A 26,974-nucleotide genomic window follows, 5' to 3' on the forward strand; every position below is an offset into this window, starting at 1 on the left:
AAAGAAATTAGTTTGGTGCTAATTGCATGAGAGATACACCTGTTCCCATGTCGAACACAGTAGTTAAGTCTCATTACGCCGGAAGTAGTTGGGGGTTGCCCCCTGTGAGATATGGTCGGTGCCAAGCGAAAAAGGAGACTAGTAGTAGCCTCTTTTTTGGGAGTTTAGCTCAGCTGGGAGAGCATCTGCCTTACAAGCAGAGGGTCGGCGGTTCGATCCCGTCAACTCCCATAGGTCTCGTAGTGTAGTGGTTATCACGTCGCCCTGTCACGGCGAAGATCGCGGGTTCAAGTCCCGTCGAGACCGTTTGGAACATTAGAGAATGTTCTAAAAGCAATAAAGATTTGACTCGTTAGCTCAGTTGGTAGAGCAATTGACTTTTAATCAATGGGTCGCTGGTTCGAGCCCAGCACGGGTCATAAAGCGGATGTGGCGGAATTGGCAGACGCACTAGATTTAGGATCTAGCGCTTAACGGCGTGGGGGTTCAAGTCCCTTCATCCGCATTGTCTTAGATAAGACAAGAGCGTTACTCATCATTGAGTAACAAATGCCTTAGCCGGCTTAGCTCAGTTGGTAGAGCATCTGATTTGTAATCAGAGGGTCGCGTGTTCAAATCATGTAGCCGGCATTTAACTAAATAAATAGATATGCGAAAGTAGTTCAGTGGTAGAACATCACCTTGCCAAGGTGGGGGTCGCGGGTTCGAACCCCGTCTTTCGCTTAAGCTAGAGGAAAGCCGGGGTGGCGGAACTGGCAGACGCACAGGACTTAAAATCCTGCGAAGGGTAACCTTCGTACCGGTTCGATCCCGGTCCTCGGCATTGTATCTGGGTGACTAGGTATGATGAGTTAAAGAGTCGCACCCATGGCTCAACTGGATAGAGTACCTGACTACGAATCAGGCGGTTGCAGGTTCGAATCCTGCTGGGTGCATCAAAATTTTCTGGGTATTACGAACTTAGTTTGTAAGTGAAGGGAATTTTGGTGTAAGCTAGTTTGGAAGTGCTTAGCAATTCTTAAATTATCTCATATGTCATGAAGACATCAGCACCACGGGAAGTAGCTCAGCTTGGTAGAGTACTTGGTTTGGGACCAAGGTGTCGCAGGTTCGAATCCTGTCTTCCCGATTGACTGCGTGTATTAGAGCAGTTATGTTATTACACTTTGGCGGTGTAGCTCAGCTGGCTAGAGCGTCCGGTTCATACCCGGGAGGTCGGGGGTTCGATCCCCTTCGCCGCTATTTTTGGATTACTGTTGGACCTTTAGCTCAGCTGGTTAGAGCTCTCGGCTCATAACCGAGCGGTCGTTGGTTCGAGCCCAACAAGGTCCACTTTTTTATGGAGGATTACCCAAGTCTGGCTGAAGGGAACGGTCTTGAAAACCGTCAGACGTGTAAAAGCGTGCTAGGGTTCGAATCCCTAATCCTCCTTTAATATTGTATGTTTTATACAGTGATTTAATTGGCTCGGTAGCTCAGTTGGTAGAGCAATGGATTGAAGCTCCATGTGTCGGCGGTTCGATTCCGTCTCGCGCCATATTTGTCGTTTAGACGTGCGGGTGTAGTTTAATGGTAGAACCTTAGCCTTCCAAGCTAACTACGCGAGTTCGATTCTCGTCACCCGCTTTCCGTTTTAAAATAAAAAATGGACCTTAATCGTATGATTAGGGCGCATAGCTCAGCTGGTTAGAGCGCACGCCTGATAAGCGTGAGGTCGGTGGTTCGAGTCCACTTGTGCCCATCAGAAAGTTGTGGTTGTATCAGCACTTTCAAAATTAGAATTAAAATGTTATAATAAAGAAGTTGGGGAAGTACTCAAGAGGCTCAAGAGGACGGTTTGCTAAATCGTTAGACTGGGAAACCGGTGCGCAGGTTCGAATCCTGTCTTCTCCGTCGTATACGTCTATTTCAAATAATGAATAGACGTTTTTTTGACCAATTATGGGATATGAGAGGTGTTATGGCTCGTCTTGATAAAGAAAAAATTGCTGATATAAAAGCTAGTGTCAATATCGTGGATGTGATTTCACAATATGTACATTTATCGAGGTCTGGTGGGAATTTTGTGGGACTTTGTCCATTTCATGGAGAAAAAACGCCGAGTTTTAATGTGATTCAGGGTAAACAGTTTTTTCACTGCTTTGGCTGCGGTAAATCTGGTGATGTCTTTAAATTTTTAGAAGAGTATAAGCAGGAGTCGTTTATTGACGCTGTCAAAGAAGTTGCAGACAGTGTAGGGATTGTGCTTGACCTTGTGCCGAGTTCAAAGCGTGAAGATCCGAATCAGGCGCTTTACGAGCTACATAATCAAGCTGCAAGAATCTATCATACAGTTTTAACCTCGACTGAGGAAGGCGTAAGGGCACGGGAATATTTACTTGAACGCGGTATTTCTGATGAGGAGATTGATCAGTTTAATATCGGGTTGAGTTTGTCTGATCAGGACTTTTTGTATCAGAGTGTTAAAACAAGATTTGAGGAGGATGTGCTTGTTAACTCGGGACTTGTCACGTTTGCTGAAAATCGAATTTTTGATAGTTTTCGTGGGCGGATCATGTTTCCACTTAATAATGAGTTTGGTCAAGTGATTGCCTTTTCTGGGCGAATTTGGCAGCCCGATGATCTATCAAACAAACAGCTTGCTAAGTATAAAAATTCGACGACAACGCCGATATTTAATAAGTCAGAGTCACTTTACAATCTTAATCAAGCAAAACCTGTCATCAAAAAAACGCATGAAGTTTATTTGATGGAAGGTTTTATGGATGTCATTGCGGCTTATCAAAATGGCATTTCAAATGCTGTTGCAAGTATGGGAACAGCACTTACAGCTGCTCACGTCAGACGGTTGAAGCAATTGACTGAGAAATTTGTACTAGTCTATGATGGCGATGCTGCTGGGCAAAATGCGATTTTCAAGGCTTTGAATCTACTTGAACATGAAGACGTCGACGTTGTGCGTGTACCTGAAGGGCTTGATCCAGATGAGTATAGCAAACGTTATCCTGATGCACTAGCTGCTCTGATGGTCAATAGCCGCTTGGCACCTGTTGAGTTTTTGATTGATTATTTGCGACCTGAGAATATGACGAATTTACAGTCTCAGCTTGATTTTATCGATCTGATGGCGCCAAAAATCGCTGTTGTTCAATCTCTGACGGCGCAAGATGCTTATATAAAGCGATTAGTTGAGATTTTACCTGATTTCGAGTATAATCAAGTAGAGCAGGCTGTCAACTTACGGCGTCAGAATGTGATAGAAGAGCAAAATCAGCCTGATACGTTTGACGTTTCTCAATTTGATGGATTATTTGGTGGTTATGATGATGCGTATGATGATGCGTATGCGGCTGGTCAGATTCCTCTTCCACCGCCCGATGAGACCAATAACGCTCAGCAACTGTCGGACTTTCAGCCAGTATTTTCACAGGATAGGACGCTAATAACAGCATCTCCAATCAAAAAAATGTCGCGTGTTGAGATGTCCGAGATGCAGCTATTGCATCGGATGGTTCATCATCCGTCTGTGCGTGCGCTTGTTGCGTCAGAAGCTGATTTTCACTTGACGCATAAGCGTTATCAGGTCCTTTATGATGCACTTATCGTATTTTCGTCTGGTGACGCTTCTAGGGTTGTCGAGACTGCCGATGCTGAAGTTTCTGAATTTATCGATTACTTGACTGATAACGCCGCTGACGATGCGCTTGAAACACTTTATGAGATACTTGCAACGGTTCATGTGCCTGATGAGGTGCTTGATGAGGAAGTTCAAGATCTCGTGGCAAATGTGAAACAGGCTGAAAAGGCCTCTCAGAAAGTAGAACTAGAAAGTCAGCTTGATCAAGCAAAACAGGCTGGTAATAAACAACTCGAGTTACAATTAATCATGCAACTCATGGCGCTTAGACAACAAGATGGGGTATAACATTGGCAGAAAAAAAAGTAGTAAAAAAAGAAAATAAAAAAGTCGGATCAGCCTTTAACGTGGCAACGGCTGAATTTATTCGTGACCATAAAAAAGCAGGTCAGGCAGTTGACGACGATATCACGACGGAGCTCGTGACAGAGTTTGAGCTGGACGCTGATGGCATCGAAGCTTTGCTGACTAAAATCCAAGATGCAGGTATCTCAATCGTTGACAAAAAAGGTGAGCCGTCTGTTATGGCGCTCGAAACGTCTAAGATTGATGAAAAAGAAGCCGATGAGGAAATTGAAGAAATCGTGACCAATGTCCGCATCGATGATCCTGTTCGGATGTATCTAAAAGAAATCGGGCGCTTCCCACTGCTCAAGTTTGATGAAGAAACAAAGCTTGCTGAGGCGATTGTCGCAGGTGGTGAAGAAGGCGAGATGGCAAAGCAAATGCTTGCTGAGGCCAACTTGCGTCTGGTTGTGTCAATCGCTAAGCGTTACAGTGGTCGTGGCATGCAGTTTTTAGACCTAATCCAGGAAGGTAATCTGGGCTTGATGAAAGCTGTTGACAAGTTTGACCATAGTAAAGGTTTCAAGTTTTCAACCTATGCGACATGGTGGATTCGTCAGGCGATTACACGCGCGATTGCTGATCAGGCAAGAACAATCCGTATTCCCGTCCACATGGTTGAAACAATCAATAAATTGATCCGTATCCAACGGCAATTGCTGCAGGATTTAGGTCGTGATCCAAGTCCTGAGGAAATCGGTGCTGAAATGGACATCAAGCCTGAACGCGTTCGAGAAATTTTAAAGATTGCGCAAGAACCAGTTTCTCTCGAAACGCCAATCGGTGAAGAAGATGACTCGCATCTGGGTGATTTTATCGAGGATGATGCAATTGAAAGCCCAGTGGACTATACCAATCGTGTAATGTTGCGTGAACAGCTTGATGAAGTCATGGATACGCTGACTGATCGTGAGGAAAATGTTTTGCGCATGCGCTTTGGGCTAGACGATGGTCGGATGCACACGCTTGAAGATGTTGGCAAACAATTCAAAGTCACACGTGAACGAATTCGACAGATTGAAGCAAAAGCGCTCAAAAAATTGCGTCATCCACGTCGCAGTAAACAATTACGAGATTTCATGTAGTCTGAAAAAGATGTTATTAAGCTAAAATAAGGGATGGTAGACGCCATCTTTTATTTTTTTTGATAAAATAGAGAGTATGAAGAAAGTATTAGTTACATTATTTAGTATCATTATCTCAATCATCTTTCTGACGGGCTGTCAGGAAAAACAGAAAACACAAACCGCAAGTCATGCAACTCTGACGATCCAGTTTGATAAGAAAACAGTCAAAACTTACAAGAATCTGATCGTGACAACAGATGAAACAGTTTTAGATTGTCTTAAGTCAGAAAGTAAAGTCACGGTTGAATCAGGTGTCATCACAAAAATTGACGATATTTCACAAGTTGAAAAATCAAATCTCTACTGGCTGTTTAAGGTCAATGGTAAGCTTTCTGACAAGGGGGCTGCTGAGACGCCCGTCAGAAATGGTGATAAAATTGAATTTTATTTGGGGAAATTTGAATAAATAGTCAAAAAAATATGGTATAATGAGGACATTATTGGTTTTCGGAAAGTGAATAAATATGAGTTTTAGTTTTGTTGATAAGTTTTTGCCGTATTTTAATGATGGCTTAGTGATCACCCTTTTGATCTCAGCTTTTGTCGTGGTGATTGGGACTGTTTTAGGGACGTTGATTGCCCTAGCCAAGCTCTCAAAAGTCCGAATTTTGCGCTGGTTAGCTAACGTCTATATCGAAATTTTTCGCGGTACGCCAATGCTGGTGCAAATCATGATAGGCTTTCAAGTGCTAGGTAAGATTCCCTTGCCCGAGTTTCAGTTGGGCATTCTGACGGAGGATTTGTCGCGTCTGGTGCCAGGGATTATTGTCTTATCAATGAACTCAGGCGCTTATGTCGCGGAGATTGTTCGTGGTGGAATTAACGCCGTGCCAAAAGGTCAGACGGAAGCTGCCTATTCACTAGGTATTCGGCCACGTCAGACCATGTTAAAAGTCATCTTGCCACAAGCGATTCGCAACATTTTACCTGCCTTGGGTAATGAATTTGTGACCATCATCAAAGATAGTTCCCTTCTTGCGACGATTGGTGTTATGGAGCTCTATAATGGGGCGCAGACGACAAGCTCAACGACCTACCAAAGCCTGTCGCCATGGCTTTTAGTTGCCGTTTACTACTTTGTTGTGACTTTTATCACCAGTCGTTTAATCAACTTGCTTGAGAAAAAACTCGGGAAAGGATACACCAAATGACCACACCAAACCTGATTGAAATCAAAAATTTACACAAATATTTTGGTAAAAACGAAGTCCTAAAAGGCCTTGATATTCAGATCAAAAAAGGCGAGGTTGTCGTGATGATTGGTCCGTCAGGATCAGGAAAATCAACATTTTTGCGGACTATGAACCTGCTTGAAACGCCGACAAAAGGCGAGGTCTATTTTGAAGGCACAAACATTGCTGACAAAACAGTAGATGTCTTTAAGCACCGTGAAAGAATGGGCATGGTTTTTCAGCAGTTTAATCTGTTTCCAAATATGACTGTCCTTGAAAATCTGACGCTTGCGCCAATCAATACTGGTAAACTAGGCAAAGATGAGGCAGCGAGCGTGGCACGGGAGCTGCTTGAAAAAGTTGGGCTTTCTGATAAGGCTGAAAGTTACCCGCAAAGTTTATCAGGCGGTCAACAGCAGCGTGTCGCAATTGCACGGGCACTTGCCATGACCCCTGATGTCATGCTATTTGACGAACCAACAAGTGCGCTCGACCCAGAAATGGTTGGTGAAGTCCTAAACGTCATGCAAACCTTAGCCAAAGATGGGATGACAATGGTCATCGTCACACACGAAATGGGCTTTGCAAAAGAAGTTGCTGATCGTGTGATTTTCATGGCTGACGGTAAAATCGTCGAAACAGCGCCACCAAAAGAACTTTTTGACGATCCAAAAGAAGCTCGGACGCAAGAATTTTTAGCACAGATTCTCTAATTTGAAATCTCCAAAGCGCTCATATTCAGCGCTTTTATGCTATAATGAATGTTGAAACGAAAGGCGAGGTTAGCCAAATGGAATATAAACAAATAAACGAAAAAACGATAAAAATATCCCTGACATTTGACGACTTGAAAGAGCACGATGTGAAAATGAGTGATTTTCTGGTCAATCAAGGCATGGTTGAAAAACTTTTCTACGAATTGGTTAGTGAGCTCGAAATCGAGGATAGATTTGCTAACTCTGGCATGATGACTTTCCAAGTTAGGCCGCATCCGATGGGTGTTGACTTACTGGTCACTGAAGAAGTCAATATGGAAAATATGCAGTTTCCAGAAGGTGCTGAAGGCTTGCAAGAAATGATGGACGAAGCGATGGATCAAATGGGAGACCTTGCAGGCATGATGGATGCTGGTCAGGACAAGCCTAACTTTGATCTGATGGATGATAATGCTGACTATGTCTATTTTATCATCAAGTTTCAAAAGATTTCTGAGGCTGTCAAGCTTAGCAAAGCTGTCATCGAAGATGTTGAAGAATCAGAGCTTTTCCAATTTCAAGATCAGTTTTACCTGACCATATTGGATAATCAAAAACTTAAAGGGGCGCGCGAAGTGGGACTCTTGCGTGCTAGAATGCTAGAGTATGGTGATCAGTCTGACTTTTCACGGGAAACCTTGCTAGAGCATGGCGTGAGCGTCTTTAGGGAAGAAGCACTTGAAAACCTGCAACATATATAAAGGAAAGACTCAGCAGATGCGTAACATTCTTGCTGGGTCTTTTGTCTCATTATCACTCAAATAGGCGTAAAAATTTCAAATTCAAACACGGCAAGCACCAGAAAATTTGGTATAATGATGATATATGCAAAACATAACAGAAATGCCATTTACAGTTAAATATATTATCATACTCCTTGTGACAGCCATTATTGCTTTGATTTTGACGCCAATCATGGTGGTTGTTTCACGAAAAATAGGTGCGGTGGATAATCCAAATGCGCGCCGCATTAACACAAAACCGATGCCATCAGCAGGTGGTGTTGCGATTTTTGTTGCGTTTTCAGTGATTACGCTATTTGTCTTGCCACGATTTGTCGGTTTAGCCAATAGCAAACTTGTCGATGCGACTTATTTTCGCTATATCTGGCCTTTTGTTTTAGGTGGTGGAATCGTTGCGCTAACAGGATTCATTGACGATATTGTCGAGTTGGGTGCTAAAGCAAAGCTTTTCGGGCAGATTTTAGGCGCCTGTGTCATCTGGTTTTTCACCCATAGTCATTTAGATAATTTCAAAGTCCCGTTTGGTGGGCCACTCCTTGAATTTCCGACATGGTTGTCGTTTTTGGCGACGATTTTCTGGATTCTTGCCATCACAAATGCTGTGAATTTGATTGACGGCTTGGACGGTCTTGCTAGTGGGGTGTCAATCATTAGCCTGACTACTATGGGGCTCGTTGCTTATTTCTTTTTAAAGACGCCAAATGTTTATCTGCCGATTACGATTTTCGTGCTTGTCTTTGCGATTGCTGGCTTCTTTCCTTTTAATTTCAATCCTGCTTTGATTTATTTGGGGGATACGGGTGCTTTATTTTTAGGCTTTATGATTGCTGTTTTGTCTTTGCAAGGCTTGAAAAATGCGACAGCTGTTGCAGTCCTGACACCGATGATTATCCTAGGTGTGCCATTGACAGATACGGTGGTTGCGATGATTCGCCGCAAGCTCAATGGTGGTAGCATGGTTCAGGCTGATAAAATGCACTTGCATCACAGACTCTTAAACCTTGGCTTGACGCAGCATGCCGCAGTTCTCGTGATTTACGGCATTGCAAGTATCTTTTCGTTTGTGGCGTTGATTTTGAACGTGTCATCGCGTTGGGGCGGTACTTTCTTGATTTTCTTTAGCCTGATTGGTTTGGAAGTTCTGATTGAGCTGATTGGTGTTTTGGGAGAAGATCGGACACCGCTCTTAAATTTGGTTAAATTAGTCGGAAATGCGGAATACAGGCAGGAAGTTAAGAAAAAAAACAAAAAGTAGTAAATTTTCAGACAGAATAATTTTTTTCTGTCTGATTTTTTGTTAAAATAGGGAAGAATAGATATGCTATACTTAATTATTGGAGGAGAACTATGTCTACATTAGAGATTAAAGATTTATACGTACGTGTTGAGGAGAAAGAAATCCTCAAAGGTGTAAATTTGACCATAAATACTAACGAAATTCACGCAATCATGGGGCCAAATGGGACAGGGAAATCAACTTTGTCTGCTGCCATCATGGGCAATCCGAACTTTGAAGTCACGGGAGGAGAAATCCTACTTGACGGTGAAAATATCTTGGACTTGGCTGTTGATGAGCGTGCACGTCTTGGTCTTTTTTTGGCCATGCAATATCCAAGTGAAATCGCAGGCATTACCAATGCTGAATTCATGCGTGCAGCTATGAATGCTGGACGCGAAGAAGATGACAAAATTGGTGTCATGGATTTCCTCAAAAAATTGGACGAAAAAATGGACTTGCTCAACATGAACGAGGACATGGCGGAACGTTATCTCAACGAAGGCTTTTCAGGTGGTGAGAAAAAACGCAATGAAATCCTACAATTGCTCATGTTAGAGCCCAAATTTGCCATTTTGGATGAAATCGACTCAGGCCTTGATATTGATGCGCTTAAAGTTGTTTCTAAGGGTGTTAATGCCATGCGTGGCGACAAGTTTGGCGCTTTAATCATCACGCATTACCAACGCTTGCTTAACTACATCACGCCTGACGTGGTGCACGTGATGATGGAGGGCCGTGTCGTGATGACAGGCGGGGCTGAGCTTGCTGCACGCCTTGAGAGCGAAGGCTACCATGGTATCGCAAAAGAACTTGGTATTGACTACAAAGAAGAAGCTTGAGAAGGGGTCTAATATGACGAAAGAAACTATCATCGCTTTCTCACAAGCACATGCTGAGCCAGAGTGGCTACAAGCGCGTCGTAGGGACGCTTTTGATAAGATAAGCGAGCTTGATCTGCCAATTATTCAACGTGTCAAGCTTGACCGCTGGAAGTTTGGTCAGGGCGAGTTATCAGAATCTAGTGATTCTGCAAATGTGCCTGACTTTACAAATTTAGGCGAAAATCCCAAACTGATTCAAGTTGGGACCCAAACCGTTTTTGAGCAAAACTCACCAGAGTTAGCCGATAAAGGTGTGATCTTCACAGATTTTTATCAGGCTTTGACTGAGATTCCTGACGTGATTGAACAGTTTTTTGGATCTGCTTTGCCATTTGACGAAGATAAGCTGACGGCCTATCATACAGCTTATTTCAATAGTGCAGCGGTGCTTTATGTGCCAGATAATGTTGAAATTGACATGCCAGTCGAAGGTCTGTTCTATCAGGATTCTGATGAGGCTGTACCCTTTAATAAACACGTTTTGATCATTGTCGGAAAAAATGCTAAGTTATCATATTTGGAGCGTTTTGAAAGTCTGGGTCATGATAGTATCAAAAATACAGCTAACATCGCCGTTGAAGTTGTGGCGCTTGAAGGTGCACAAGTCAAGTTTTCAGCAATTGACCGCTTAGGTGTTAATGTCACAACCTTTATCAGTCGCCGTGGTCGTCTGGGCAAGAACGCTCAGATTGACTGGAATCTTGGCGTCATGAATGAAGGAGATGTAATTGCTGACTTTGATAGTGATTTAGTTGGGGAAGGCTCTCATGCTGAGCTCAAGGCTGTTGCCATTTCATCAGGTAAGCAAGTCCAAGGCATCGACACACGTGTGACAAACTATGCGCCGCATTCGATTGGACATATTTTGCAACACGGTGTCATCTTGGAGGCTGGAACGCTGACATTTAACGGCATTGGTCACATCATCAAAGGCGCCAAAGGTGCTGATGCGCAACAAGAATCGCGTGTTTTGATGCTGTCAGACAAGGCGCGTTCTGACGCGAATCCGATTCTCTTGATTGACGAAAACGACGTCACAGCGGGGCACGCAGCCTCTATCGGTCAGGTCGATCCAGAGGATATGTACTATCTGATGAGCCGCGGTCTTGACAAAGATACCGCTGAACGCTTGGTTGTGCGCGGATTCTTGGGTGCAGTGATTGGCGAAATTCCTGTCAAAGCTGTACGTGATGAGATGATTGATGTGATTGAAAGTAAGTTAGATAAAAGATAGGAGTACTATGGCTCTTAAAAAAATTGACACACAAAAAATCCGCAAGGATTTTCCAATATTAGATCAGATTGTAAACGACGAGCCTTTGGTTTATCTGGATAATGCAGCAACGACGCAGAAGCCCACGCAGGTACTTGACGTCGTGCGTGCCTATTATGAGCAGGATAATGCCAATGTTCACCGTGGCGTGCATACGCTTGCTGAGCGTGCAACCGCAGACTATGAGGCGAGTCGTGACAAAGTTCGTGCTTTTATCAATGCAGGATCGCGCAAGGAAGTGCTGTTTACACGCGGGACGACGACAGGACTCAACTGGGTGGCACGTTTTGCCCAAGAATCGCTTAAAGTAGGCGATGAAATCGTGATTTCAATCATGGAGCACCATTCAAACGTCATCCCATGGCAACAAGCAGCGGAAAAAACAGGTGCTGTGCTAAAATACGTCTACCTAAAAGATGGTATCTTGGATATGGCAGATTTGCGGAAAAAAATCACAGACAAAACAAAATTTGTCAGTATCACGCACGTCTCCAATGTCCTTGGTGTAATTAACCCCGTCAAAGAAATTGCGCAGATAGCCCACGAACATGGGGCTATCATGGTAGTTGACGGCGCCCAATCGACGCCGCACATGACGATTGACGTGCAAGATTTAGACTGTGATTTCTTTGCTTTTAGTGGGCACAAAATGGCAGGGCCGACCGGTATCGGCGTACTTTATGGCAAAGAAGCCTTGCTCAACAAAATGTCCCCTGTCGAATTTGGTGGTGAGATGATCGACTTTGTCTACGAACAAACGGCGACTTGGAAAGAATTACCCTGGAAATTTGAAGCGGGAACGCCAAATATCGCAGGTTCGATCGGTCTTGGTGCGGCTGTTGATTATCTGACAGAGATTGGTATGGACACGATTCATGCGCATGAGGCAGATTTGATTGCTTACATCATGCCAAAACTGCGTGAAATTGATGGGCTAACGATCTATGGTCCGCTTGATGATAGCTTGCGTGCTGGTGTGATTTCCTTTAATCTAGGCGATTTGCATCCGCATGATGTGGCGACGGCACTTGATATGGAAGGCGTTGCAGTGCGAGCTGGACACCATTGTGCGCAGCCTCTGATCAACTATCTAGACGTGCCTGCGACGGCACGGGCAAGTTTTTACATCTACAATACTTATGAAGATTGCGATAAGTTAGTTTCAGCAATCAAGTTAACCAAGGAGTTTTTCTCAAATGGCACTCTCTAAACTAGACAATCTATACCGTCAGGTCATTCTTGACCATTCAGGTCACCCGCATCACCGCGGGGAATTGCTGGATGGCACGACGGTGGATCTGAATAACCCAACCTGTGGCGATGTGATTAAACTGTCACTGAAGCTTGATGGCGATACGATTTCTGATATTGCTTTTGATGGCTCAGGTTGCAGTATTTCTACGGCCTCAGCCTCAATGATGACAGATGCCGTTATCGGAAAATCATCGTCAGAAGCGCTCGAGTTAGCTGAGATTTTTTCAGAAATGGTCCAAGGACAAGCTGACAATCGTCAGAAACAGTTGGGTGATGCTGCACTTTTATCAGGCGTGGCAAAATTTCCGCAGCGTATCAAATGCTCAACATTAGCATGGAATGCGCTTAAAAAAGCCCTAGAAAATAATGGCAGCGCAGAAGTTGCCAATCTATCAGGACACTAATATGACGCAAAATAAGGCAATTACGTTTGACATCAAACGCAAAATACCAAATACATTGGCACGAAGTGGTACGATTTCGACGCCGCATGGCGATATTCAGACGCCAGCCTACATTGGCGCTGCGACAGCAGCAACCATGAAAACGCTAACAAATGCGGAAATCAATGCCCTTGGCGCACAGTCAATTTTATCAAATACCTATCATCTCATGTTGCGACCGGGTGCAGACTTACTCGAAAAAGCAGGCGGCATCCACAAGTTCATGAACTATGACAAGCCGATGTACACGGACTCGGGTGGTTTTCAAGTCTTTTCACTGGGTATGGCCTATAAAAAAGGACTTGACGCAACCAGTCACACGACCAAAGGCTCGTCAGAAAATGCTGTCATGAGCGCTGAACAGCTGACCAAAGTCAATAAAGAAGGCGTCTGGTTCAAGAGCCATTTAAATGGCGACAAGATTTTCATGACGCCAGAGTATTCTATGGAGTTGCAGCATCAGATTGCAGCGGATATTCATATGGCTTTTGACGAGTTGACGTCACCCTTGTCGGGACGCGAGCAGATCAAGTCAGCGCTTGATACCACACATGCGTGGGCTGAGCGCTCGCTGCGCCGCCATGTGGCGCTCAATGCTGAACATACTGAAAAAGGGGACAAACTTCAAGCGTTGTTTGGCGTTGTACAAGGGGCGCGTGAGGAAGATTTCAGGCGTGAAAGTGCGGGATTTCTTGGCGGTTTGACACTTGAAGATGGTGAACAGTTTGACGGTTTTGGCATTGGCGGGACTTTTCAGCCTGAGGAGTTGCCTGATGTTCTGACATGGATCAATGAGACGTTGCCAGAAAACAAACCACGTCATTTGCTTGGTATGGGGGCGCAACCTGCTGATTTGTTTCTTGGTGTCGAGTTTGGCTGTGACACATTTGACTGTGTGGCGCCGACTCGTCAAGCGAGAAATGGTGCGATTTTCACTTATGATGGGCGCATCAATATTACAAATAAAAAGTTTGAAGACGATTTTACGCCGATTGATGCGGATTGCGATTGCTATACTTGTCAGAACCATACTAAGAGCTATGTCCGTCATTTGTTTAAGGCAAATGAAGTGACTGGCATGGTGCTTGCAAGCATTCACAATGAACGGTTTGTTGTCAAGACGGTTGAAGACATTCGTCAGAAACTAAATGACTCGGATAGTGCTTTCTGGGCCTATAAACGTGACTTTCTTGTTCGTTATTATGGCAAGGAACGTGCGCAAGATTTTCTTTATACGAGTCCAGAAGCATTTCACTAATACGAAAGGTAGTAACATATGGCAGAAGATACTATTATTAAACCCAACATCGAATCAGTAGATTTGGGTGATTATCAATTTGGCTTTCACGATGATGTGACACCGGTTTACTCAACGGGTCGTGGTCTGACAGAAGCCGTTGTACGCGAGATTTCAGCAGCTAAAGATGAACCACAGTGGATGCTCGATTTTAGGCTCAAATCACTTGAGGCCTATCATAAGATTGATCTTCCAGACTGGGGCCCTGACTTGTCAGAAGTCAATTTTGATGACATCATTTACTATCAAAAACCGTCAGATAAACCTGCACGCTCATGGGATGATGTGCCTGAAAAAATCAAAGAAACATTTGAACGTATTGGGATTCCTGAGGCAGAGCGTGCTTATCTTGCGGGTGCATCAGCGCAGTACGAGTCAGAAGTGGTCTATCACAATATGAAAGACGAGTTCACAAAACTTGGCATCGTCTTTACAGATACAGACTCAGCGTTGAAAGAATATCCCGAGATTTTTAAGAAATATTTTTCAAAACTTGTGCCGCCTACTGATAATAAACTTGCTGCGCTAAACTCAGCTGTTTGGTCAGGTGGAACCTTTATCTACGTGCCAAAAGGCGTCAAAGTTGATATTCCGCTGCAGACTTATTTCCGGATTAACAATGAAAATACAGGTCAGTTTGAGCGGACTTTGATCGTCGTTGACGAAGGCGCGAGTGTGCACTATGTTGAAGGTTGTACGGCGCCGACTTATAATAGTAACTCGCTTCATGCGGCTGTTGTTGAGATTTTTGCGCTTGAAGGTGCTTACGTGCGTTACTCAACCATTCAAAACTGGTCTGACAACGTTTATAACCTTGTGACAAAACGTGCGCGTGCACTTGACAATGCCACAGTTGAGTGGATTGATGGTAACTTAGGTGCTGCCATTACCATGAAATATCCAGCAGTTTATCTGGACGGGCCTGGTGCGCGTGGGACAATGTTGTCCATCGCCTTTGCCAACCGCTCTCAAATCCAAGATACTGGGGCAAAAATGATCCACAATGCGCCAAATACATCCAGCTCAATTGTGTCTAAGTCCATTGCCAAAGGTGGCGGGGAAGTGAACTATCGTGGGCAAGTGACCTTTAATCCCGCAAGTAAAAAATCAGTCAGCCACATCGAGTGTGACACGATTATCATGGATGACCTGTCAAAATCTGACACGATTCCGTTCAACGAAATCCATAATTCACAAGTGGCGCTGGAACATGAAGCTAAGGTGTCGAAAATCTCAGAAGAGCAACTTTACTATCTGATGAGCCGCGGTCTGAGTGAGTCAGAAGCGACAGAAATGATCGTCATGGGATTTGTAGAGCCCTTCACAAAAGAACTCCCAATGGAATACGCAGTCGAGCTCAACCGCTTGATCAGCTATGAAATGGAAGGCTCTGTCGGGTAAACACAAAAAAGCCTGTCATCTCAAATGACAAGCTTTTTTGCTATCAGATTTTTCAAAACTCATCTTCATTCATCTCATCTGCAATCTCCTGTAAGTCGTCAAATCGTAGGAAAGTCACGGGAAAGTTTTCCGTCTGTTTGAAGCTTTCAACGGCGTATTTGAGTTTGGTTTCATTTTCTTCATCGTAAAAAATATAGGCGCCATTTGCATTGCTAATCAAAAAATCATTGTAAATGCGAAATTGGCCGGGATTTTCGTAGGCATCATAGGCATACTGAACAAAATCAACAGTTTTAAAAAGCCCTAACTTTTCCTGATTGGCCTCGTTCCAGTTCTGACCGTGCGTTTTGAACGGGAGAATGCTCGCAAGTTGAAAACCGTAGTCAGCTTTCATGTCAAGTGCGACTTGCAATACCCAATATTCAAATCCCAGGTTTCCCCCGAGAATCAGCCATTCGAGCCCGTCAGAAGCAAAACGCTCTAACTGCTTACGAATGGCTTTTTTGATCACTGTCAGCTTGACATCCTTTTCATCAAAAATCCCAAGATCAAAGGCGCCGTAGCCCATAATGAGCAATGTTTTCATATTGTAATGTTTTCCCGTTCTAAACTATGATATAATAATTATAACTGTATTTTGAAAAATGTCAAAATCTGGGAAGGAGCACGGGAAATGGTCAATTATCCAAGCGGTAGCGTTGCTACGCAAACGAAAAAAGTTGTCAAACGTTCTAAAATGGTAACTTTCGGCAAACGTGGTATGAATTTTGAAGCTGAAATCAATGCGACAAACGATTATTATCTGACGCATGGTATTGCTGTTGTCCATAAAAAACCGACACCCATCCAGATTGTCAAAGTTGACTATCCCAAGCGCAGTCGGGCAAAGATCACCGAAGCTTATTTCCGTCAGGCGTCGACAACAGATTATTCAGGCGTTTATCAGGGACATTATCTTGATTTTGAAGCCAAGGAAACGCAAAATAAAACAAGTTTTCCGTTAAAAAATTTCCACGAGCATCAAATTAATCATATGTCAAACGTTCTGAGTCAGAACGGCCTAGCCTTTGTATTGCTGCATTTTTCTGCGCTAGCACGAACATTTTTGTTAAAAGCTAGCGATCTGATTCCTTTTTATCAAAAAAATGACGGTCAGAAGTCCATTTCTCTTGCTTTTATCGAAAAACAAGGCTATGAAATCTCGACCAATAAATTACCTAGCATTCCGTACATTGATAGCATTCAAAAAATTTTAGGGGGTGAGTCTCATTTCAAAGCAACGCAAAACTAAAAATAAAGGTAGACTACGTGCCATCCGCGTGGTCAAATGGCTGCTCATCACACTATTCACCGCAATTATTCTAGCATTTGCAGCTGGCGTGGCGCTTTTTGTTTACTACGCAAAAGATGCACCAAAACTTGAAGAATCTAAGCTTCAGTCAAAACCGTCGTCAGTCATCTATGATAAGGATGGCAATGTCCTAGCTGACCTGGGCATTGAAAAACGTGAGCTTGCAGCAACAAAAGATATCCCGCTTGAACTTGTAAACGCTGTGACCTCTATCGAGGATCACCGCTTCTTCAAGCACCGTGGTGTCGATCCGCTGCGAATCATTTCATCTGTTATTCATAACACGCAAAACGATACCACACAAGGTGGGTCAACGCTGACACAGCAACTGATCAAGCTGTCGTTCTTCTCGACCAAGGCGTCAGACGCGACAATCAAGCGGAAAGCCCAAGAGGCATGGATGGCGGTCAACCTCGAGCGTCAAAACACCAAAGAAGAGATCATCACCTATTATATTAACAAAACCTATTTGGGAAATGGTTACTATGGCATGCTGACTGCGGCTAAAAACTATTTTGGAAAAGATCTCAAATCTCTGGATTTAGCACAAATCGCCCTCCTTGCGGGGATGCCACAGGCCCCGAACTCGTATGATCCTTACGCACACCCTGAGGCTGCCAAAGCGCGTCGCGACATGGTGTTGCGTGCCATGTATAAGTATGAGAAAATTACCAAGACGCAAATGAATGAGGCACTTGCAAAACCGATCACAGACGGCTTGAAACCACAAACGGTTAGTAAAGCCATACCAAGCTATCTGGATAACTACATCAAGCAGGTCGTCGAAGAAGTGCAAGATAAAACGGGACTTGATGTCGATAAAGCTGGCTTGAAAATTTATACACCGCTTGACAATGCTGCACAACAAAAACTTTGGGATATTTTTAATACCGATCAGTATGTGAATTTCCCAGATGACCTGTTCCAAGTCGCTTCAACCATTGTTGATGTGAATTCAGGTGCAGTCATTGCGCAGCTTGGAGGGCGTAAGCAGCCAACAGACGTGACCTTTGGGATCAACCAAGCCGTTCAGACAAATCGTGACTGGGGCTCAACCATGAAACCCATTACGGACTATGGGCCTGCCTATGAGTATGGTGTCTACCATTCGACAGGGGACATCATCTCAGATAGCTGGTACCTCTATCCTGGTACGGATACGCCAGTCTATGACTGGGATAAACAATACCAAGGCAATATCACAGTCAGAAAAGCAATTTGGGGTTCGCGGAACATTCCAGCGGTCAAAACGCTTGCTGCAGTGGGACTTGATAAGGCAAAAGGCTTTTTATCAGGTTTAGGAATTAACTATCCACAGCTTGAGTACGCCAATGCCATTTCAAGTAACACATCACAAACTGGTAATCAATGGGGCGCAAGCACAGAGAAAATGGCTGCAGCTTACGCAGCATTTAGCTCGGGAGGCATTTATACCAAACCCTACTATGTCAATAAAATCGTTGATTCTGATGGCAAAGAGACAGATTTGAAACCAACTAAAACTCGAGCGATGAAAGCAACAACAGCCTATGTCATCACTGATATGCTAAAAGGGGTTATCACAAATGGGACGATGACAAATGGTTATATTCCAGGACTTAATCAAGCGGGTAAAACCGGAACGTCGAACTACTCGGATAGTGAGTACGATCAGGCCATGGCTAATCTTGATGGCTACTATGATGGTAGTTCACTTGCACCAGATGAAAACTTTGTGGGATATACGCCGAAGTATTCGATGGCAGTCTGGTCAGGATATAGTAACCGGATGACACCAGTTTGGGGCTCAAAACTTTATTTGGCGCTTGATGTTTACCGTGAAATGATGACCTACCTAGCTTCAACGACTAATAATCCGGATTGGACCATGCCTGATGGCGTCACACGCGGCTACAACAATGAACTCAACGTTACAAACTAAACTGTCAATTTAATGATGTGATTTTAACTTGACAGCTTTATCATTCTATTATATAATGGAATGGTTGTGGCGGTATAGCCAAGTGGTAAGGCATGGCTCTGCAAAAGCTTGATCGCCGGTTCAAATCCGACTACCGCCTTATTATATTTCAAGCGAAAAACGTTCGTTAGAGCGTTTTTTTTTGCTAACTAGCTAATCACACAAAATCACATAGAATAATAGTTAAGTACGCAAACGCCGACGGCGTAGTCGATATGATCACAGCCAAGCAACAAATGCGAGGCGTCGAGCTTGACACATGGAAACAGTCGCTCAAAGAGTGGGAGGACATGGCAAATGACCCCAAGTTCAAGCGACTGCAAGACAAGGAATACTCCAAAAGCCGTGTCAGTCGCTTAGAGGCGCTCAAGTCGCAAGTGGCGATGACGATGGCAAGTTATGCTGCCGATGAGACGTCTGAGTTTGAGCAGTCGCTCATGGATAGCTACACGGATACCTACTACCGCACGATCTACGAATCGCAAAACCAGACAGGGGTAACTGCGAACTTTGCAAGGCTAAACGACAAGGGGCTGCGTGAGGTCATATCAAAGCCATGGCAAGGGTCAAACTTTTCCAAGCGCTTATGGGGTACTTACACCAAAGAACTGCCACAAATGCTAACTGAGAGTCTCACACGTGGTATTGCGCTAGGTTATGGCGTGGACAGGCTAGTCAAGCAAGCACGAGTGATTGGCAATAACTTCACTGCTTATCAACTTCACAGACTTTTCAACACGGAGCTTGCTCACACGACAGAGCAGGCGACGCTTTCAGGTTACAAAGAAAGCCGAGTAGCGCAATACGTGCTGATTTCAACGCTAGAAAGCCATACTTGTGAGCGCTGCGCTGACTTGGATAACGGCAAGCCGATAGACATCGACAAGGCAACAACTGGCGTGAACTATCCGCCGTTACATCCAAACTGCCGCTGCACGACGGGTGCTTATATCGCCGAGCTGGAAGATGATGATGTTGACTGGGATGCCTATCAGCCTAAGTCGTTTGATGAGTGGGCTGATGAGGTTGAGTTATTTGATAAGCATGATGAATTTGTGAAGCCAGAAGCGTTGGACAAGTGGAAGCTTGCCAAATCCAAAGAAAAATACTATAATTTAAATGGGAAAGCTCGTAAGCGTGCGGACGAACGATTGGCTAGGATAGGAGACATTAAGAATCTTAGTCTAACCACCGAAGAAAAAGCCGACTTATATACTATGTTAGGCGCTACAGAAAAAACTGTAAAGCAATGGGCAGAAAATTTCAAGGCGCTTAACAAAGAAGATATTTTTTATTACTTTGGAATTGCGAAAGCCCCAACCTCGAAACAGTTGTTTAAGAGTATTGACATCACAACGGCAACGCCAGATGATATTATCAAACTTGGGCAATCAGTAAACAATGAAAATAAAATCTCAGAGAAAATCGGGAAAAAAGAAGCATTGAAAGCTGTTTTTTCTAAATATCGACCTATGGGCGGTAAAGTACCAGCTGAGAATTGGTTCAAAGGTTCAAGCGTAGATATAAAAAAACGTCTAAATAATGCTTTCTCGTACTATCCAAAAGAATGGGCAGCTTTACCACAAAAAAATGATAAAAAATTATTTGCTGGCAAACATGCGGAACGTGGATTTTTTGCTCATGAGATAACAGACGCAAAACTTATGTATTACCGCAAAGGTGCAAGGCCAGGTGACGGTGTAGAAATTTATACTACAGGTCTGAGAGCTACAACTGAATTTCATGAAATAGGGCACATGGTAGAGTATTTCAACAAAGACGCATTACGCCTTTCCAAGGAATTTTTACGCAAACGTACAGTCGGGGAAACTCCTGAGAAACTAAAAGATATTTTAAAAGATCGTAGATATAAGGATTCCGAAACAACACTCAAAGATAACTTCATAAGTCCGTACATTGGTAAGAATTATCCTGACGCCAGCGAAGTTTTAAGCATGGGGTTAGAAAGCAGATTCGAACCAGGCGATGGTCACTTACACTCTGTAGACAAAAATATGGTTAAAAAGAAAAGAACAATATTGGAAGATGAAGAGTACTTGAATTTTATTATTGGATTGATATTGAAAGGATGATGAATCGGATGAAACTACGGAAGCAAGAACCAAGAATAACTAAAGCAACGGAAGAATATAGTAGACTTTGCGAGGAATATGAAGAAATGACTGGTGATAGTTTGGCTGAGAGGTTTTTCTTCGACCCACTAAACATCGAAGATTATCCAGAAGAACTTGAAAGAGCTGTACAAAATCTAAAAGACGTTTTAGCAGGGAAAAAGTTGATAGACGACGTATCAACTGAGGTTAGCCCGTTAATGATTTTTTAATATCAAAATCACCCGCTTTTTCAAAAACGGGTGATTTACTTGATAAAGGTCAAAAGTTCAAGAAAATATCTATAGACGAAATTAACAAAACTGCAATTCTGGAGGTGATTTTATGAGGCAAAGTTTACAAAGACGTTGGGAAATGGATGCTGAAATGTATGAACTTGACATGGACGATCCAGATAGTGTTGCTAGATATTTAGGTTTTGAAAATGAAGCAGACCAAAAAGCTTATGATGATTTTGAAGAAAAAGAGTTCTGGGTAAGACTTCCGAATGGCAAGAAAACATTCAATCCAGCGTATGGGAATATTAGTCCAGTAAAAGCTTGGAAACAATATAAAAAAGAGCATAATTTAAAGTTTTAAGCATGGGGTTAGAAAGTAGATTCTACTATGACTAAAAAACACATTAAGCTAAATTTTGGTTTTGTAAAAGGTTTATCATCAATTTCTATGCCAATTTTTTCAAACAAGGAACTTAGACTGAAACAGTACTATGAGCTTTCAGACAAAGAACGATTACACAATGATTATCGTAAATCAACACTTGCGATAAAAGAGGAATTTGACAGTTTTGCCAAAAAATATGCTCGCTAGTAACGAACAAGAAACAAATACTGTTGATGAAATTATAGAGGAGGTTGAAAAGCTTCCTCCTAATCAAAATCAAACATAAAATCAAAGCGCAAAGCCAAACGGCCTGCGCTTTTCTTATACCCAAAATTGACCGAAACTGTCGTAAAACTAGTTGCAAAGCCTAATCAAACAAGAAAACAAACACAAAAAGAGCTTGTCACTGACTAGACGCTTGCAGCATTCGCCTACAGGGCGTTAAACACACATCCTATCAAGGTCGGCACCTTGTCAAACAGTCGAGAAGGAGAACAACATGAAACGTGAAGAATTGGCAAAACTAGGCCTATCTGATGAACAAGTGGACAACGTGATGAAACTTCACGGCAAGGGTATCCAAGACGAGACGGCGCTCAAAGAGCAGCTCGCAACTTTGGAGACCGAGCGTGATGGTTTCAAAGCGCAGTTGGCTGACCGTGACAAGGACATCAAGGACTTGAAAAAGCAGTCAGCAAACAGCGAGGAAATCCAGTCAAAACTGAGCGACTTGCAATCTAAATATGACAATGAGACGAAAACGCTCAATGATCAGTTGCAGGCTACGAAACTTGACAGCGCAATCACGTCAGCACTTGCGTTATCAAAAGCACGTGACCCGCAAGACATCAGGGCTTTGCTGAAGTCTGACGACATCAAAATTGGGTCTGACGGGGCTTTGCTTGGCCTAGATGAGCAACTCAAAACGCTTCAAGAATCAAAGGCTTATCTGTTTACAGAGACGCCTAAAACGAGTGGCACGAACCCACAAGGCGGAAAATCAGCGGCTTTCACGGGCGACGTCACGAGCGCAATCAAATCAAACTCGGTCAATCTGACGGAGTTTATCAAACAATCAAATTCAAATCAAGGAGAATGATTAAATGGCAAATGAACTCACGCAATTAGCGAATGTTATCACACCAGAAGTCTTTAACAGTAGGCGGTATACCGTCAATATTGTGCTTGCGACTCTATATTTCAAGCGAAAAGCGTTCGTTAGAGCGTTTTTTTGATATAATAGATTTATAAGCAAATTGATAGGAATGAGGAGCAGATGACTAGACTATCGACTTTTAGAGAACGGCTGGTGACAGCGGATCTTGACGGGATTATCGTGACAAATCTAAAAAATATTTATTACCTAAGCGGATTTTGGGGAACAGCTGGGACGGTGTTTATCACACGTCAGGCACAGTATTTGCTGGTTGATGCGCGTTATATTCTTGCGGCGCGTGATGTGGCAGATGAGCATTTTGAAATACTTGAAACGCGTGATGCTGTAAGCGAGATTGCAAAGCTTGTCAAGAAAGAAAATCTGACGAAAATTGGTTTTGAGGATGATCTGAGCTATGCTGGCTATCAAGCCATGTCTGAGGTGCTTGCAACGGTAGAGCTGAACTCACTCAGCCAGTTTACAGAGATTCAGCGTCAGATTAAGTCTTCTGACGAGGTGAAAATCATCCAAAAAGCCTGTCAGATTTCTGATCAAGCGTTCAGAGATATGCTCAAGTTCATCGAGCCTGGTAAGACCGAGCTTGATGTGGCAAATTTTCTTGATTTTAAGATGCGGGAACTTGGGGCATCTGGCATTAGCTTTGACACGATCGTGGCATCAGGTAAGCGTAGTAGCCTGCCACATGGCCGTGCGAGTCACAAACCGATTGCTTTTGGCGACATTGTGACAGTGGATTTTGGCTGCTACTATGACCATTATGCGAGTGACATGACGCGGACTTTTTTTGTCGGGCAGGCAGATGAGCAGTTGCGAGACATCTATAACACAGTTCTAAGCGCTAACCAGGCCGTGATTGATGCGACAAAGGCCGGTATGACTTATGGCGACTATGATAAAACAGCGCGTGATGTGATTGACTCGGCAGGATTTGGGGCGCAATTTAGCCATGGCATCGGGCACGGTCTAGGCCTTGATGTGCACGAGATGCCTTATTTTCCACGTGCGTCAGAAACGCATTTACAGGAAAATATGGTCATCACAGATGAGCCAGGGATTTATTTGGAAAATGTCGGTGGTGTTCGGATTGAGGATGATTTACTGGTGACTAAAGAAGGGGTTCAAGTCCTGACTTTGGCACCAAAAGAGCTGATTATTATATAAATTTGGCTAATTTGCCCTAAATATGATAAAATAGAAGAAATGCAAAATATGAAAGTGAGACTATAAAAAATGGTAGCAGCAAACGAACTTAAAGCGGGGATGACTTTTGAATCGGACGGCAAACTTTTGCGCGTCATGGAAGCCAGCCACCACAAACCAGGTAAAGGTAACACCATCATGCGTATGAAACTGCGTGACGTCCGTACGGGTTCAACTTTTGACACGTCTTACCGTCCTGAAGAAAAATTTGACCAAGCCATCATCGAAACGCATAACGCCCAATATCTTTACCAAATGGACGACACAGCTTTCTTTATGGACAACGAAACTTACGACCAATACGAAATTCCAGTTGCAAATGTTGAACATGAGCTGAAATTTATCCTTGAAAACGAAGAGGTGAAAATTCAATTCTTCGGGGACGAAGTCATTGGTGTACAAGTACCGTCAACTGTCATTTTAACCGTGACTGACACACAACCATCTATTAAAGGCGCAACTGTCACAGGTTCTGGTAAACCAGCAACGATGGAGACAGGTCTTGTTGTCAATGTCCCTGACTTTATCGAAGTGGGTCAAAAATTGGAAATCAATACTGAAACTAGCTCTTATTTGAAACGCGCATAAGCTGTTTTAGGAAAGGAAGATTATGACAGATACGATAACACAAGAAGAAACCTTGGGTGAAATTGTCATTGCACCTCAAGTTGTTGAAACAATTGTTGCGATTGCAGCAGCAAAAGTTGACGGCGTCTATAGCTTGCGTAACAAACGTTTTGCAGATCGCATTGGCAAAAAAGCGGATGGTCGCGGTGTTTATGTGCGCCAAGAAGATGACAAAGTCGCAGTTGACATCTATGTTTACCTGACTTATGGTGTGTCAGTGCCAAGTGTCGCAATGGCCATGCAGTCTGCTGTTAAAGACAGTGTCAAGGATATGAGCGATATTGCGATTGACGAGGTCAATATCCACGTCGCTGGTGTCGTACCTGAAAAGACACCAAAACCTGACTTCAAAGAACTCTTTGATGAGGATTTTCTAGATGTCGACTAAGCCATTAAGCCAGCACGAAATTCGAATTCGTGCGATTCAAGCACTTTATTTGCTTGAAGTGCAACCTGATGAAACTGTAGAGGATGCGATGACTTTCGCCCTCACAAATGACGATAGACTTGAGCTTGAAACAAGTGAGGTTTCAAGTCCTAAGCCAGTCAAAACAGCATCGAAAAAATCAAAAGCAATCCGAACATTCACCCCAGATGGTGACGGTGTCAAGATGACTGTTGAAAATGCTGAGCCAGAAGTAGCAAATCTACCCAAAGTACTGACAAATGATGTCCCTGAAATTCATAACTTCATTGACAACTTTGATGAAGTCAACCAAGAGGGGTTGTCATTTCTGATGTCCTTGGTCTATGGTGTGCGTGCCAAAAAAGCAGAGCTTGATCGTGAGCTTTCAACGCATTTGCAAACAGGTTGGTCAATGACACGCCTTGTACCTGTCAATCGTGTGATTTTACGACTTGGTGCTTTCGAGATTAAGCATGCAACGACACCACGTGTTGTGGCCATCAATGAAGCAATCGAACTTGCAAAATCATTTAACGATGAGAAAGACGCCAAGTTTATTAACGCGGTTCTGTCCAAGGTTACTGAGCCAGAAATTGATTGAATTATAAAAAAACAGGCTTTCCATTATTGGAAAGCCTGTTTTTAGTTTCTAGAGCTGCTAGGACGCGACGCTGAGCTAGCTGATGTGCTGCTTGATGTCGTATCGCTAGCGTTTGGCACATCAGAGCTTGGTGTTGTTGCAACATTGAGTTCTAAGGTATCCCCATTTGCCACGGCTGAGATGATACTGCCAGCAGCAACAGATGTCGTACTTGTAAAGTCTATTTTGCAAGTAATGCCAAGGTTGCGCAAGGTGGTAATCGCACTTGTTGCGCTAGTGCCAACAAGGGTTTTCGGATCAATCTGATCAATGGCCCTCTGGTAAGACTGCGGTGCTGCCATGACGAGGGTGATATAACTATCTGGAAAGAAGACTGTGGTACCAGTAGCAATGCTCTGATCACTGACGTTTGATGTCTTGACACCGCTATATGTGATGTGGTCGCTTGCCATGCCAAGTGCAGTTAATTTTGCGACAGCGTCGTTATAACTAAGACCTGTTAGAGATGGCATTTCACCCGTTTTTACAACTGAGCCACTAGAGACGACAAAACGTAAGTCGCTGGGTTCTTTGACGTGATACTCAGTGTGTTGATCAGGCTTTTGTGAGATGATAAAACCAGCAGCAATGGTCGTTGAGTTCTCATAAGTAATCGTGATATGCTCAGCAGTTACGCCTTCTGCAATTAAGCTATCACGCGAGTCTGAAAAGGGTTTATTGACCCAGTCGCCGATAGCAAACACATCACGCCCGTCACTGATTTCAAGCGTTAAGACGTCATCATGCGGGTTGAAATTTTTCTTAGTTGTGGTATTGATCACATTACCAACTTTTTTGCTTGAATAGACGCGTTTGAGCTTAATATTTTTGTCGGTTAGTTTGAAATCTTCGCGTAATTGTGTCAAGGCGTCGTTTTCCGATTTTCCTTTGAGATTTGGGATATCGATACCCTGAAATTCGCTGATAAAAATCTTAATGGTCCCGAGATTTTTGGCAAGTGAGCCAGAATCTGGATCCGTTCTGAGTGCGATGTTGGATTTGCCAGCGTACTGAGTCTGATCATAGGTGATTTTCTTAAAACCAAGTTTGACGAGTTTATTGGTTGCATCTGCCTTGCTCAATCCTTTGACGTCAGGGACGATGAGAGATTTTGAGCTATCAAAAAAGATGAAGACAGCTGTGATAACACCAGTTAAGATTGCAATGCCGATAAATAGTGCCATGCGCCCAAAACCATGCCAGATTTTGTGGACAGTTGCCTTGAGAGATGATGTGGATTTTTGATCTGTACTTTTTGCCATATTATCATT

General features: G+C 43.4%; 27 protein-coding genes, 17 tRNA genes and 1 rRNA gene. 43 read left to right on the forward strand and 2 right to left on the reverse strand.

The features are described 5' to 3' along the window. Window positions 1–11: 11 nt before the first annotated feature. From rrf to sufB, 30 genes are all read left to right on the forward strand, one after another. A 5S ribosomal RNA gene (gene rrf / locus Hs20B_RS00005) occupies window positions 12–127 on the forward strand. Window positions 128–158: 31 nt separating this feature from the next. Beyond that, window positions 159–231 (forward strand) — tRNA-Val (locus tag Hs20B_RS00010). Window positions 232–233: 2 nt separating this feature from the next. After that, window positions 234–306, forward strand: a tRNA-Asp gene (locus Hs20B_RS00015). Window positions 307–346: 40 nt separating this feature from the next. Continuing rightward, window positions 347–419, forward strand: a tRNA-Lys gene (locus Hs20B_RS00020). Window positions 420–423: 4 nt separating this feature from the next. Further along, window positions 424–505 (forward strand) — tRNA-Leu (locus Hs20B_RS00025). Window positions 506–557: 52 nt separating this feature from the next. Next, window positions 558–630 (forward strand) — tRNA-Thr (locus Hs20B_RS00030). Window positions 631–651: 21 nt separating this feature from the next. Beyond that, window positions 652–723: transfer RNA gene (locus Hs20B_RS00035), tRNA-Gly, on the forward strand. 14 nt (window positions 724–737) lie between these two features. Then, window positions 738–823, forward strand: a tRNA-Leu gene (locus Hs20B_RS00040). Window positions 824–861: 38 nt separating this feature from the next. Next, window positions 862–935, forward strand: a tRNA-Arg gene (locus tag Hs20B_RS00045). Window positions 936–1,055: 120 nt separating this feature from the next. Further along, a tRNA-Pro gene (locus Hs20B_RS00050) sits at window positions 1,056–1,129 on the forward strand. 39 nt (window positions 1,130–1,168) lie between these two features. Further along, a tRNA-Met gene (locus Hs20B_RS00055) sits at window positions 1,169–1,242 on the forward strand. A gap of 16 nt (window positions 1,243–1,258) precedes the next feature. Next, window positions 1,259–1,332 (forward strand) — tRNA-Ile (locus Hs20B_RS00060). Between the two features lie 9 nt (window positions 1,333–1,341). Next, a tRNA-Ser gene (locus Hs20B_RS00065) sits at window positions 1,342–1,431 on the forward strand. 33 nt (window positions 1,432–1,464) lie between these two features. Beyond that, window positions 1,465–1,537: transfer RNA gene (locus Hs20B_RS00070), tRNA-Phe, on the forward strand. An 18-nt stretch (window positions 1,538–1,555) separates the two neighbouring features. Continuing rightward, a tRNA-Gly gene (locus Hs20B_RS00075) sits at window positions 1,556–1,626 on the forward strand. A gap of 41 nt (window positions 1,627–1,667) precedes the next feature. Next, window positions 1,668–1,741, forward strand: a tRNA-Ile gene (locus tag Hs20B_RS00080). 64 nt (window positions 1,742–1,805) lie between these two features. Continuing rightward, a tRNA-Ser gene (locus tag Hs20B_RS00085) sits at window positions 1,806–1,893 on the forward strand. Between the two features lie 67 nt (window positions 1,894–1,960). After that, window positions 1,961–3,925, forward strand: coding sequence for a DNA primase (dnaG, locus tag Hs20B_RS00090; RefSeq protein ID WP_172354383.1), 1,965 nt, complete (start codon window positions 1,961–1,963; stop codon window positions 3,923–3,925). 2 nt (window positions 3,926–3,927) lie between these two features. After that, complete coding sequence (gene rpoD / locus Hs20B_RS00095; protein WP_172354385.1) at window positions 3,928–5,067, forward strand: RNA polymerase sigma factor RpoD; 1,140 nt, start codon at window positions 3,928–3,930, stop codon at window positions 5,065–5,067. Between the two features lie 76 nt (window positions 5,068–5,143). After that, window positions 5,144–5,515 carry a DUF4430 domain-containing protein gene (locus Hs20B_RS00100; protein ID WP_172354387.1) on the forward strand — a complete coding sequence of 124 codons (372 nt, stop codon included), beginning with the start codon at window positions 5,144–5,146 and terminating at the stop codon, window positions 5,513–5,515. 58 nt (window positions 5,516–5,573) lie between these two features. Next, window positions 5,574–6,260 (forward strand): amino acid ABC transporter permease, encoded by a 687-nt coding sequence (locus tag Hs20B_RS00105; RefSeq protein ID WP_172354389.1) that lies wholly within the window; start codon window positions 5,574–5,576, stop codon window positions 6,258–6,260. Beyond that, a complete protein-coding gene (locus tag Hs20B_RS00110; protein ID WP_172354391.1) occupies window positions 6,257–6,994 on the forward strand; it encodes an amino acid ABC transporter ATP-binding protein in 738 nt (245 codons plus the stop codon). Before Hs20B_RS00105 ends, Hs20B_RS00110 begins: the two co-directional genes overlap by 4 nt. 77 nt (window positions 6,995–7,071) lie before the next feature. Further along, window positions 7,072–7,737, forward strand: a complete 666-nt coding sequence (locus Hs20B_RS00115) for an adaptor protein MecA (RefSeq protein ID WP_172354393.1) — start codon at window positions 7,072–7,074, stop codon at window positions 7,735–7,737. Between the two features lie 124 nt (window positions 7,738–7,861). Then, window positions 7,862–9,034 carry a glycosyltransferase family 4 protein gene (locus Hs20B_RS00120; RefSeq protein ID WP_172354395.1) on the forward strand — a complete coding sequence of 391 codons (1,173 nt, stop codon included), beginning with the start codon at window positions 7,862–7,864 and terminating at the stop codon, window positions 9,032–9,034. 92 nt (window positions 9,035–9,126) lie between these two features. Continuing rightward, entirely contained in the window at window positions 9,127–9,897 is a 771-nt protein-coding gene (gene sufC / locus Hs20B_RS00125; RefSeq protein WP_172354397.1) for a Fe-S cluster assembly ATPase SufC, read from the forward strand. 13 nt (window positions 9,898–9,910) lie between these two features. Continuing rightward, a complete protein-coding gene (gene sufD, locus Hs20B_RS00130; protein ID WP_172354399.1) occupies window positions 9,911–11,173 on the forward strand; it encodes a Fe-S cluster assembly protein SufD in 1,263 nt (420 codons plus the stop codon). A gap of 7 nt (window positions 11,174–11,180) precedes the next feature. Then, window positions 11,181–12,422 (forward strand): cysteine desulfurase, encoded by a 1,242-nt coding sequence (locus Hs20B_RS00135; protein WP_308779955.1) that lies wholly within the window; start codon window positions 11,181–11,183, stop codon window positions 12,420–12,422. Then, window positions 12,409–12,870 (forward strand): Fe-S cluster assembly sulfur transfer protein SufU, encoded by a 462-nt coding sequence (sufU, locus tag Hs20B_RS00140; protein WP_172354401.1) that lies wholly within the window; start codon window positions 12,409–12,411, stop codon window positions 12,868–12,870. The genes Hs20B_RS00135 and sufU overlap by 14 nt, the downstream gene beginning before the upstream one ends. 1 nt (window position 12,871) lies before the next feature. Continuing rightward, a complete protein-coding gene (gene tgt / locus Hs20B_RS00145) occupies window positions 12,872–14,167 on the forward strand; it encodes a tRNA guanosine(34) transglycosylase Tgt (RefSeq protein ID WP_172354403.1) in 1,296 nt (431 codons plus the stop codon). A gap of 18 nt (window positions 14,168–14,185) precedes the next feature. After that, window positions 14,186–15,607: a Fe-S cluster assembly protein SufB gene (gene sufB, locus Hs20B_RS00150; RefSeq protein WP_172354405.1), complete on the forward strand. Its 1,422-nt coding sequence runs from the start codon at window positions 14,186–14,188 to the stop codon at window positions 15,605–15,607. A 52-nt stretch (window positions 15,608–15,659) separates the two neighbouring features. Here the strand turns inward: sufB and Hs20B_RS00155 are convergent, their stop codons facing one another. Then, window positions 15,660–16,193: an SLOG family protein gene (locus Hs20B_RS00155; RefSeq protein WP_172354407.1), complete on the reverse strand. Its 534-nt coding sequence runs from the start codon at window positions 16,191–16,193 to the stop codon at window positions 15,660–15,662. Between the two features lie 87 nt (window positions 16,194–16,280). Here Hs20B_RS00155 and recU point away from each other — a divergent pair, with 87 nt between their 5' ends. The 13 genes from recU to nusB all read left to right on the forward strand — a co-directional run bounded on the left by recU (window position 16,281) and on the right by nusB (window position 25,664). Further along, complete coding sequence (gene recU, locus Hs20B_RS00160) at window positions 16,281–16,898, forward strand: Holliday junction resolvase RecU (RefSeq protein ID WP_172354409.1); 618 nt, start codon at window positions 16,281–16,283, stop codon at window positions 16,896–16,898. After that, window positions 16,867–18,879, forward strand: a complete 2,013-nt coding sequence (locus Hs20B_RS00165; protein WP_228407408.1) for a PBP1A family penicillin-binding protein — start codon at window positions 16,867–16,869, stop codon at window positions 18,877–18,879. Before recU ends, Hs20B_RS00165 begins: the two co-directional genes overlap by 32 nt. A gap of 68 nt (window positions 18,880–18,947) precedes the next feature. Further along, window positions 18,948–19,018 (forward strand) — tRNA-Cys (locus Hs20B_RS00170). Between the two features lie 115 nt (window positions 19,019–19,133). After that, a complete protein-coding gene (locus tag Hs20B_RS00175; RefSeq protein ID WP_172354411.1) occupies window positions 19,134–21,011 on the forward strand; it encodes a minor capsid protein in 1,878 nt (625 codons plus the stop codon). An 8-nt stretch (window positions 21,012–21,019) separates the two neighbouring features. Next, window positions 21,020–21,262: a hypothetical protein gene (locus tag Hs20B_RS00180; protein ID WP_172354413.1), complete on the forward strand. Its 243-nt coding sequence runs from the start codon at window positions 21,020–21,022 to the stop codon at window positions 21,260–21,262. 112 nt (window positions 21,263–21,374) lie between these two features. Continuing rightward, window positions 21,375–21,629 carry a hypothetical protein gene (locus Hs20B_RS00185; protein ID WP_172354415.1) on the forward strand — a complete coding sequence of 85 codons (255 nt, stop codon included), beginning with the start codon at window positions 21,375–21,377 and terminating at the stop codon, window positions 21,627–21,629. A gap of 27 nt (window positions 21,630–21,656) precedes the next feature. After that, a complete protein-coding gene (locus tag Hs20B_RS00190) occupies window positions 21,657–21,860 on the forward strand; it encodes a hypothetical protein (protein ID WP_172354417.1) in 204 nt (67 codons plus the stop codon). Between the two features lie 292 nt (window positions 21,861–22,152). After that, window positions 22,153–22,752 carry a phage scaffolding protein gene (locus Hs20B_RS00195; RefSeq protein WP_172354419.1) on the forward strand — a complete coding sequence of 200 codons (600 nt, stop codon included), beginning with the start codon at window positions 22,153–22,155 and terminating at the stop codon, window positions 22,750–22,752. 4 nt (window positions 22,753–22,756) lie between these two features. After that, window positions 22,757–22,888, forward strand: coding sequence for a hypothetical protein (locus Hs20B_RS09780; RefSeq protein WP_267130149.1), 132 nt, complete (start codon window positions 22,757–22,759; stop codon window positions 22,886–22,888). Window positions 22,889–22,929: 41 nt separating this feature from the next. Beyond that, on the forward strand, window positions 22,930–23,991 hold the full coding sequence (locus Hs20B_RS00200) for a M24 family metallopeptidase (RefSeq protein ID WP_172354421.1): 1,062 nt from the start codon (window positions 22,930–22,932) through the stop codon (window positions 23,989–23,991). Between the two features lie 69 nt (window positions 23,992–24,060). Next, the gene (efp, locus tag Hs20B_RS00205) at window positions 24,061–24,618 is read left to right on the forward strand and encodes an elongation factor P (RefSeq protein ID WP_172354423.1); all 558 of its coding nucleotides are present in this window, start codon (window positions 24,061–24,063) and stop codon (window positions 24,616–24,618) included. A 22-nt stretch (window positions 24,619–24,640) separates the two neighbouring features. Then, the gene (locus Hs20B_RS00210) at window positions 24,641–25,045 is read left to right on the forward strand and encodes an Asp23/Gls24 family envelope stress response protein (RefSeq protein WP_172354425.1); all 405 of its coding nucleotides are present in this window, start codon (window positions 24,641–24,643) and stop codon (window positions 25,043–25,045) included. Further along, a complete protein-coding gene (gene nusB / locus Hs20B_RS00215) occupies window positions 25,035–25,664 on the forward strand; it encodes a transcription antitermination factor NusB (RefSeq protein ID WP_172354427.1) in 630 nt (209 codons plus the stop codon). The genes Hs20B_RS00210 and nusB overlap by 11 nt, the downstream gene beginning before the upstream one ends. 41 nt (window positions 25,665–25,705) lie before the next feature. Here the strand turns inward: nusB and Hs20B_RS00220 are convergent, their stop codons facing one another. Beyond that, window positions 25,706–26,965, reverse strand: coding sequence for a PASTA domain-containing protein (locus Hs20B_RS00220; protein WP_172354429.1), 1,260 nt, complete (start codon window positions 26,963–26,965; stop codon window positions 25,706–25,708). Window positions 26,966–26,974 lie beyond the last annotated feature (9 nt).

Origin of the sequence: Pseudolactococcus insecticola (genome assembly GCF_011170065.1) — a bacterium.
Taxonomy (GTDB): Bacteria; Bacillota; Bacilli; order Lactobacillales; family Streptococcaceae; genus Pseudolactococcus; species Pseudolactococcus insecticola.

Excerpts from the sequence above, each read along its gene's own strand:
- dnaG (WP_172354383.1), top strand. The coding sequence starts at position 1,961 with ATGGCTCGTCTTGATAAAGAAAAAATTGCTGATATAAAAGCTAGTGTC.
- Hs20B_RS00100 (WP_172354387.1), top strand. The coding sequence starts at position 5,144 with ATGAAGAAAGTATTAGTTACATTATTTAGTATCATTATCTCAATCATC.
- Hs20B_RS00105 (WP_172354389.1), top strand. The coding sequence starts at position 5,574 with ATGAGTTTTAGTTTTGTTGATAAGTTTTTGCCGTATTTTAATGATGGC.
- Hs20B_RS00110 (WP_172354391.1), top strand. The coding sequence starts at position 6,257 with ATGACCACACCAAACCTGATTGAAATCAAAAATTTACACAAATATTTT.
- Hs20B_RS00115 (WP_172354393.1), top strand. The coding sequence starts at position 7,072 with ATGGAATATAAACAAATAAACGAAAAAACGATAAAAATATCCCTGACA.
- Hs20B_RS00120 (WP_172354395.1), top strand. The coding sequence starts at position 7,862 with ATGCAAAACATAACAGAAATGCCATTTACAGTTAAATATATTATCATA.
- sufC (WP_172354397.1), top strand. The coding sequence starts at position 9,127 with ATGTCTACATTAGAGATTAAAGATTTATACGTACGTGTTGAGGAGAAA.
- sufD (WP_172354399.1), top strand. The coding sequence starts at position 9,911 with ATGACGAAAGAAACTATCATCGCTTTCTCACAAGCACATGCTGAGCCA.
- Hs20B_RS00135 (WP_308779955.1), top strand. The coding sequence starts at position 11,181 with ATGGCTCTTAAAAAAATTGACACACAAAAAATCCGCAAGGATTTTCCA.
- sufU (WP_172354401.1), top strand. The coding sequence starts at position 12,409 with ATGGCACTCTCTAAACTAGACAATCTATACCGTCAGGTCATTCTTGAC.
- tgt (WP_172354403.1), top strand. The coding sequence starts at position 12,872 with ATGACGCAAAATAAGGCAATTACGTTTGACATCAAACGCAAAATACCA.
- sufB (WP_172354405.1), top strand. The coding sequence starts at position 14,186 with ATGGCAGAAGATACTATTATTAAACCCAACATCGAATCAGTAGATTTG.
- Hs20B_RS00155 (WP_172354407.1), bottom strand. The coding sequence starts at position 16,193 with ATGAAAACATTGCTCATTATGGGCTACGGCGCCTTTGATCTTGGGATT.
- recU (WP_172354409.1), top strand. The coding sequence starts at position 16,281 with ATGGTCAATTATCCAAGCGGTAGCGTTGCTACGCAAACGAAAAAAGTT.
- Hs20B_RS00175 (WP_172354411.1), top strand. The coding sequence starts at position 19,134 with ATGATCACAGCCAAGCAACAAATGCGAGGCGTCGAGCTTGACACATGG.
- Hs20B_RS00180 (WP_172354413.1), top strand. The coding sequence starts at position 21,020 with ATGAAACTACGGAAGCAAGAACCAAGAATAACTAAAGCAACGGAAGAA.
- Hs20B_RS00185 (WP_172354415.1), top strand. The coding sequence starts at position 21,375 with ATGAGGCAAAGTTTACAAAGACGTTGGGAAATGGATGCTGAAATGTAT.
- Hs20B_RS00190 (WP_172354417.1), top strand. The coding sequence starts at position 21,657 with ATGACTAAAAAACACATTAAGCTAAATTTTGGTTTTGTAAAAGGTTTA.
- Hs20B_RS00195 (WP_172354419.1), top strand. The coding sequence starts at position 22,153 with ATGAAACGTGAAGAATTGGCAAAACTAGGCCTATCTGATGAACAAGTG.
- Hs20B_RS09780 (WP_267130149.1), top strand. The coding sequence starts at position 22,757 with ATGGCAAATGAACTCACGCAATTAGCGAATGTTATCACACCAGAAGTC.
- Hs20B_RS00200 (WP_172354421.1), top strand. The coding sequence starts at position 22,930 with ATGACTAGACTATCGACTTTTAGAGAACGGCTGGTGACAGCGGATCTT.
- efp (WP_172354423.1), top strand. The coding sequence starts at position 24,061 with ATGGTAGCAGCAAACGAACTTAAAGCGGGGATGACTTTTGAATCGGAC.
- Hs20B_RS00210 (WP_172354425.1), top strand. The coding sequence starts at position 24,641 with ATGACAGATACGATAACACAAGAAGAAACCTTGGGTGAAATTGTCATT.
- nusB (WP_172354427.1), top strand. The coding sequence starts at position 25,035 with ATGTCGACTAAGCCATTAAGCCAGCACGAAATTCGAATTCGTGCGATT.
- Hs20B_RS00220 (WP_172354429.1), bottom strand. The coding sequence starts at position 26,965 with ATGGCAAAAAGTACAGATCAAAAATCCACATCATCTCTCAAGGCAACT.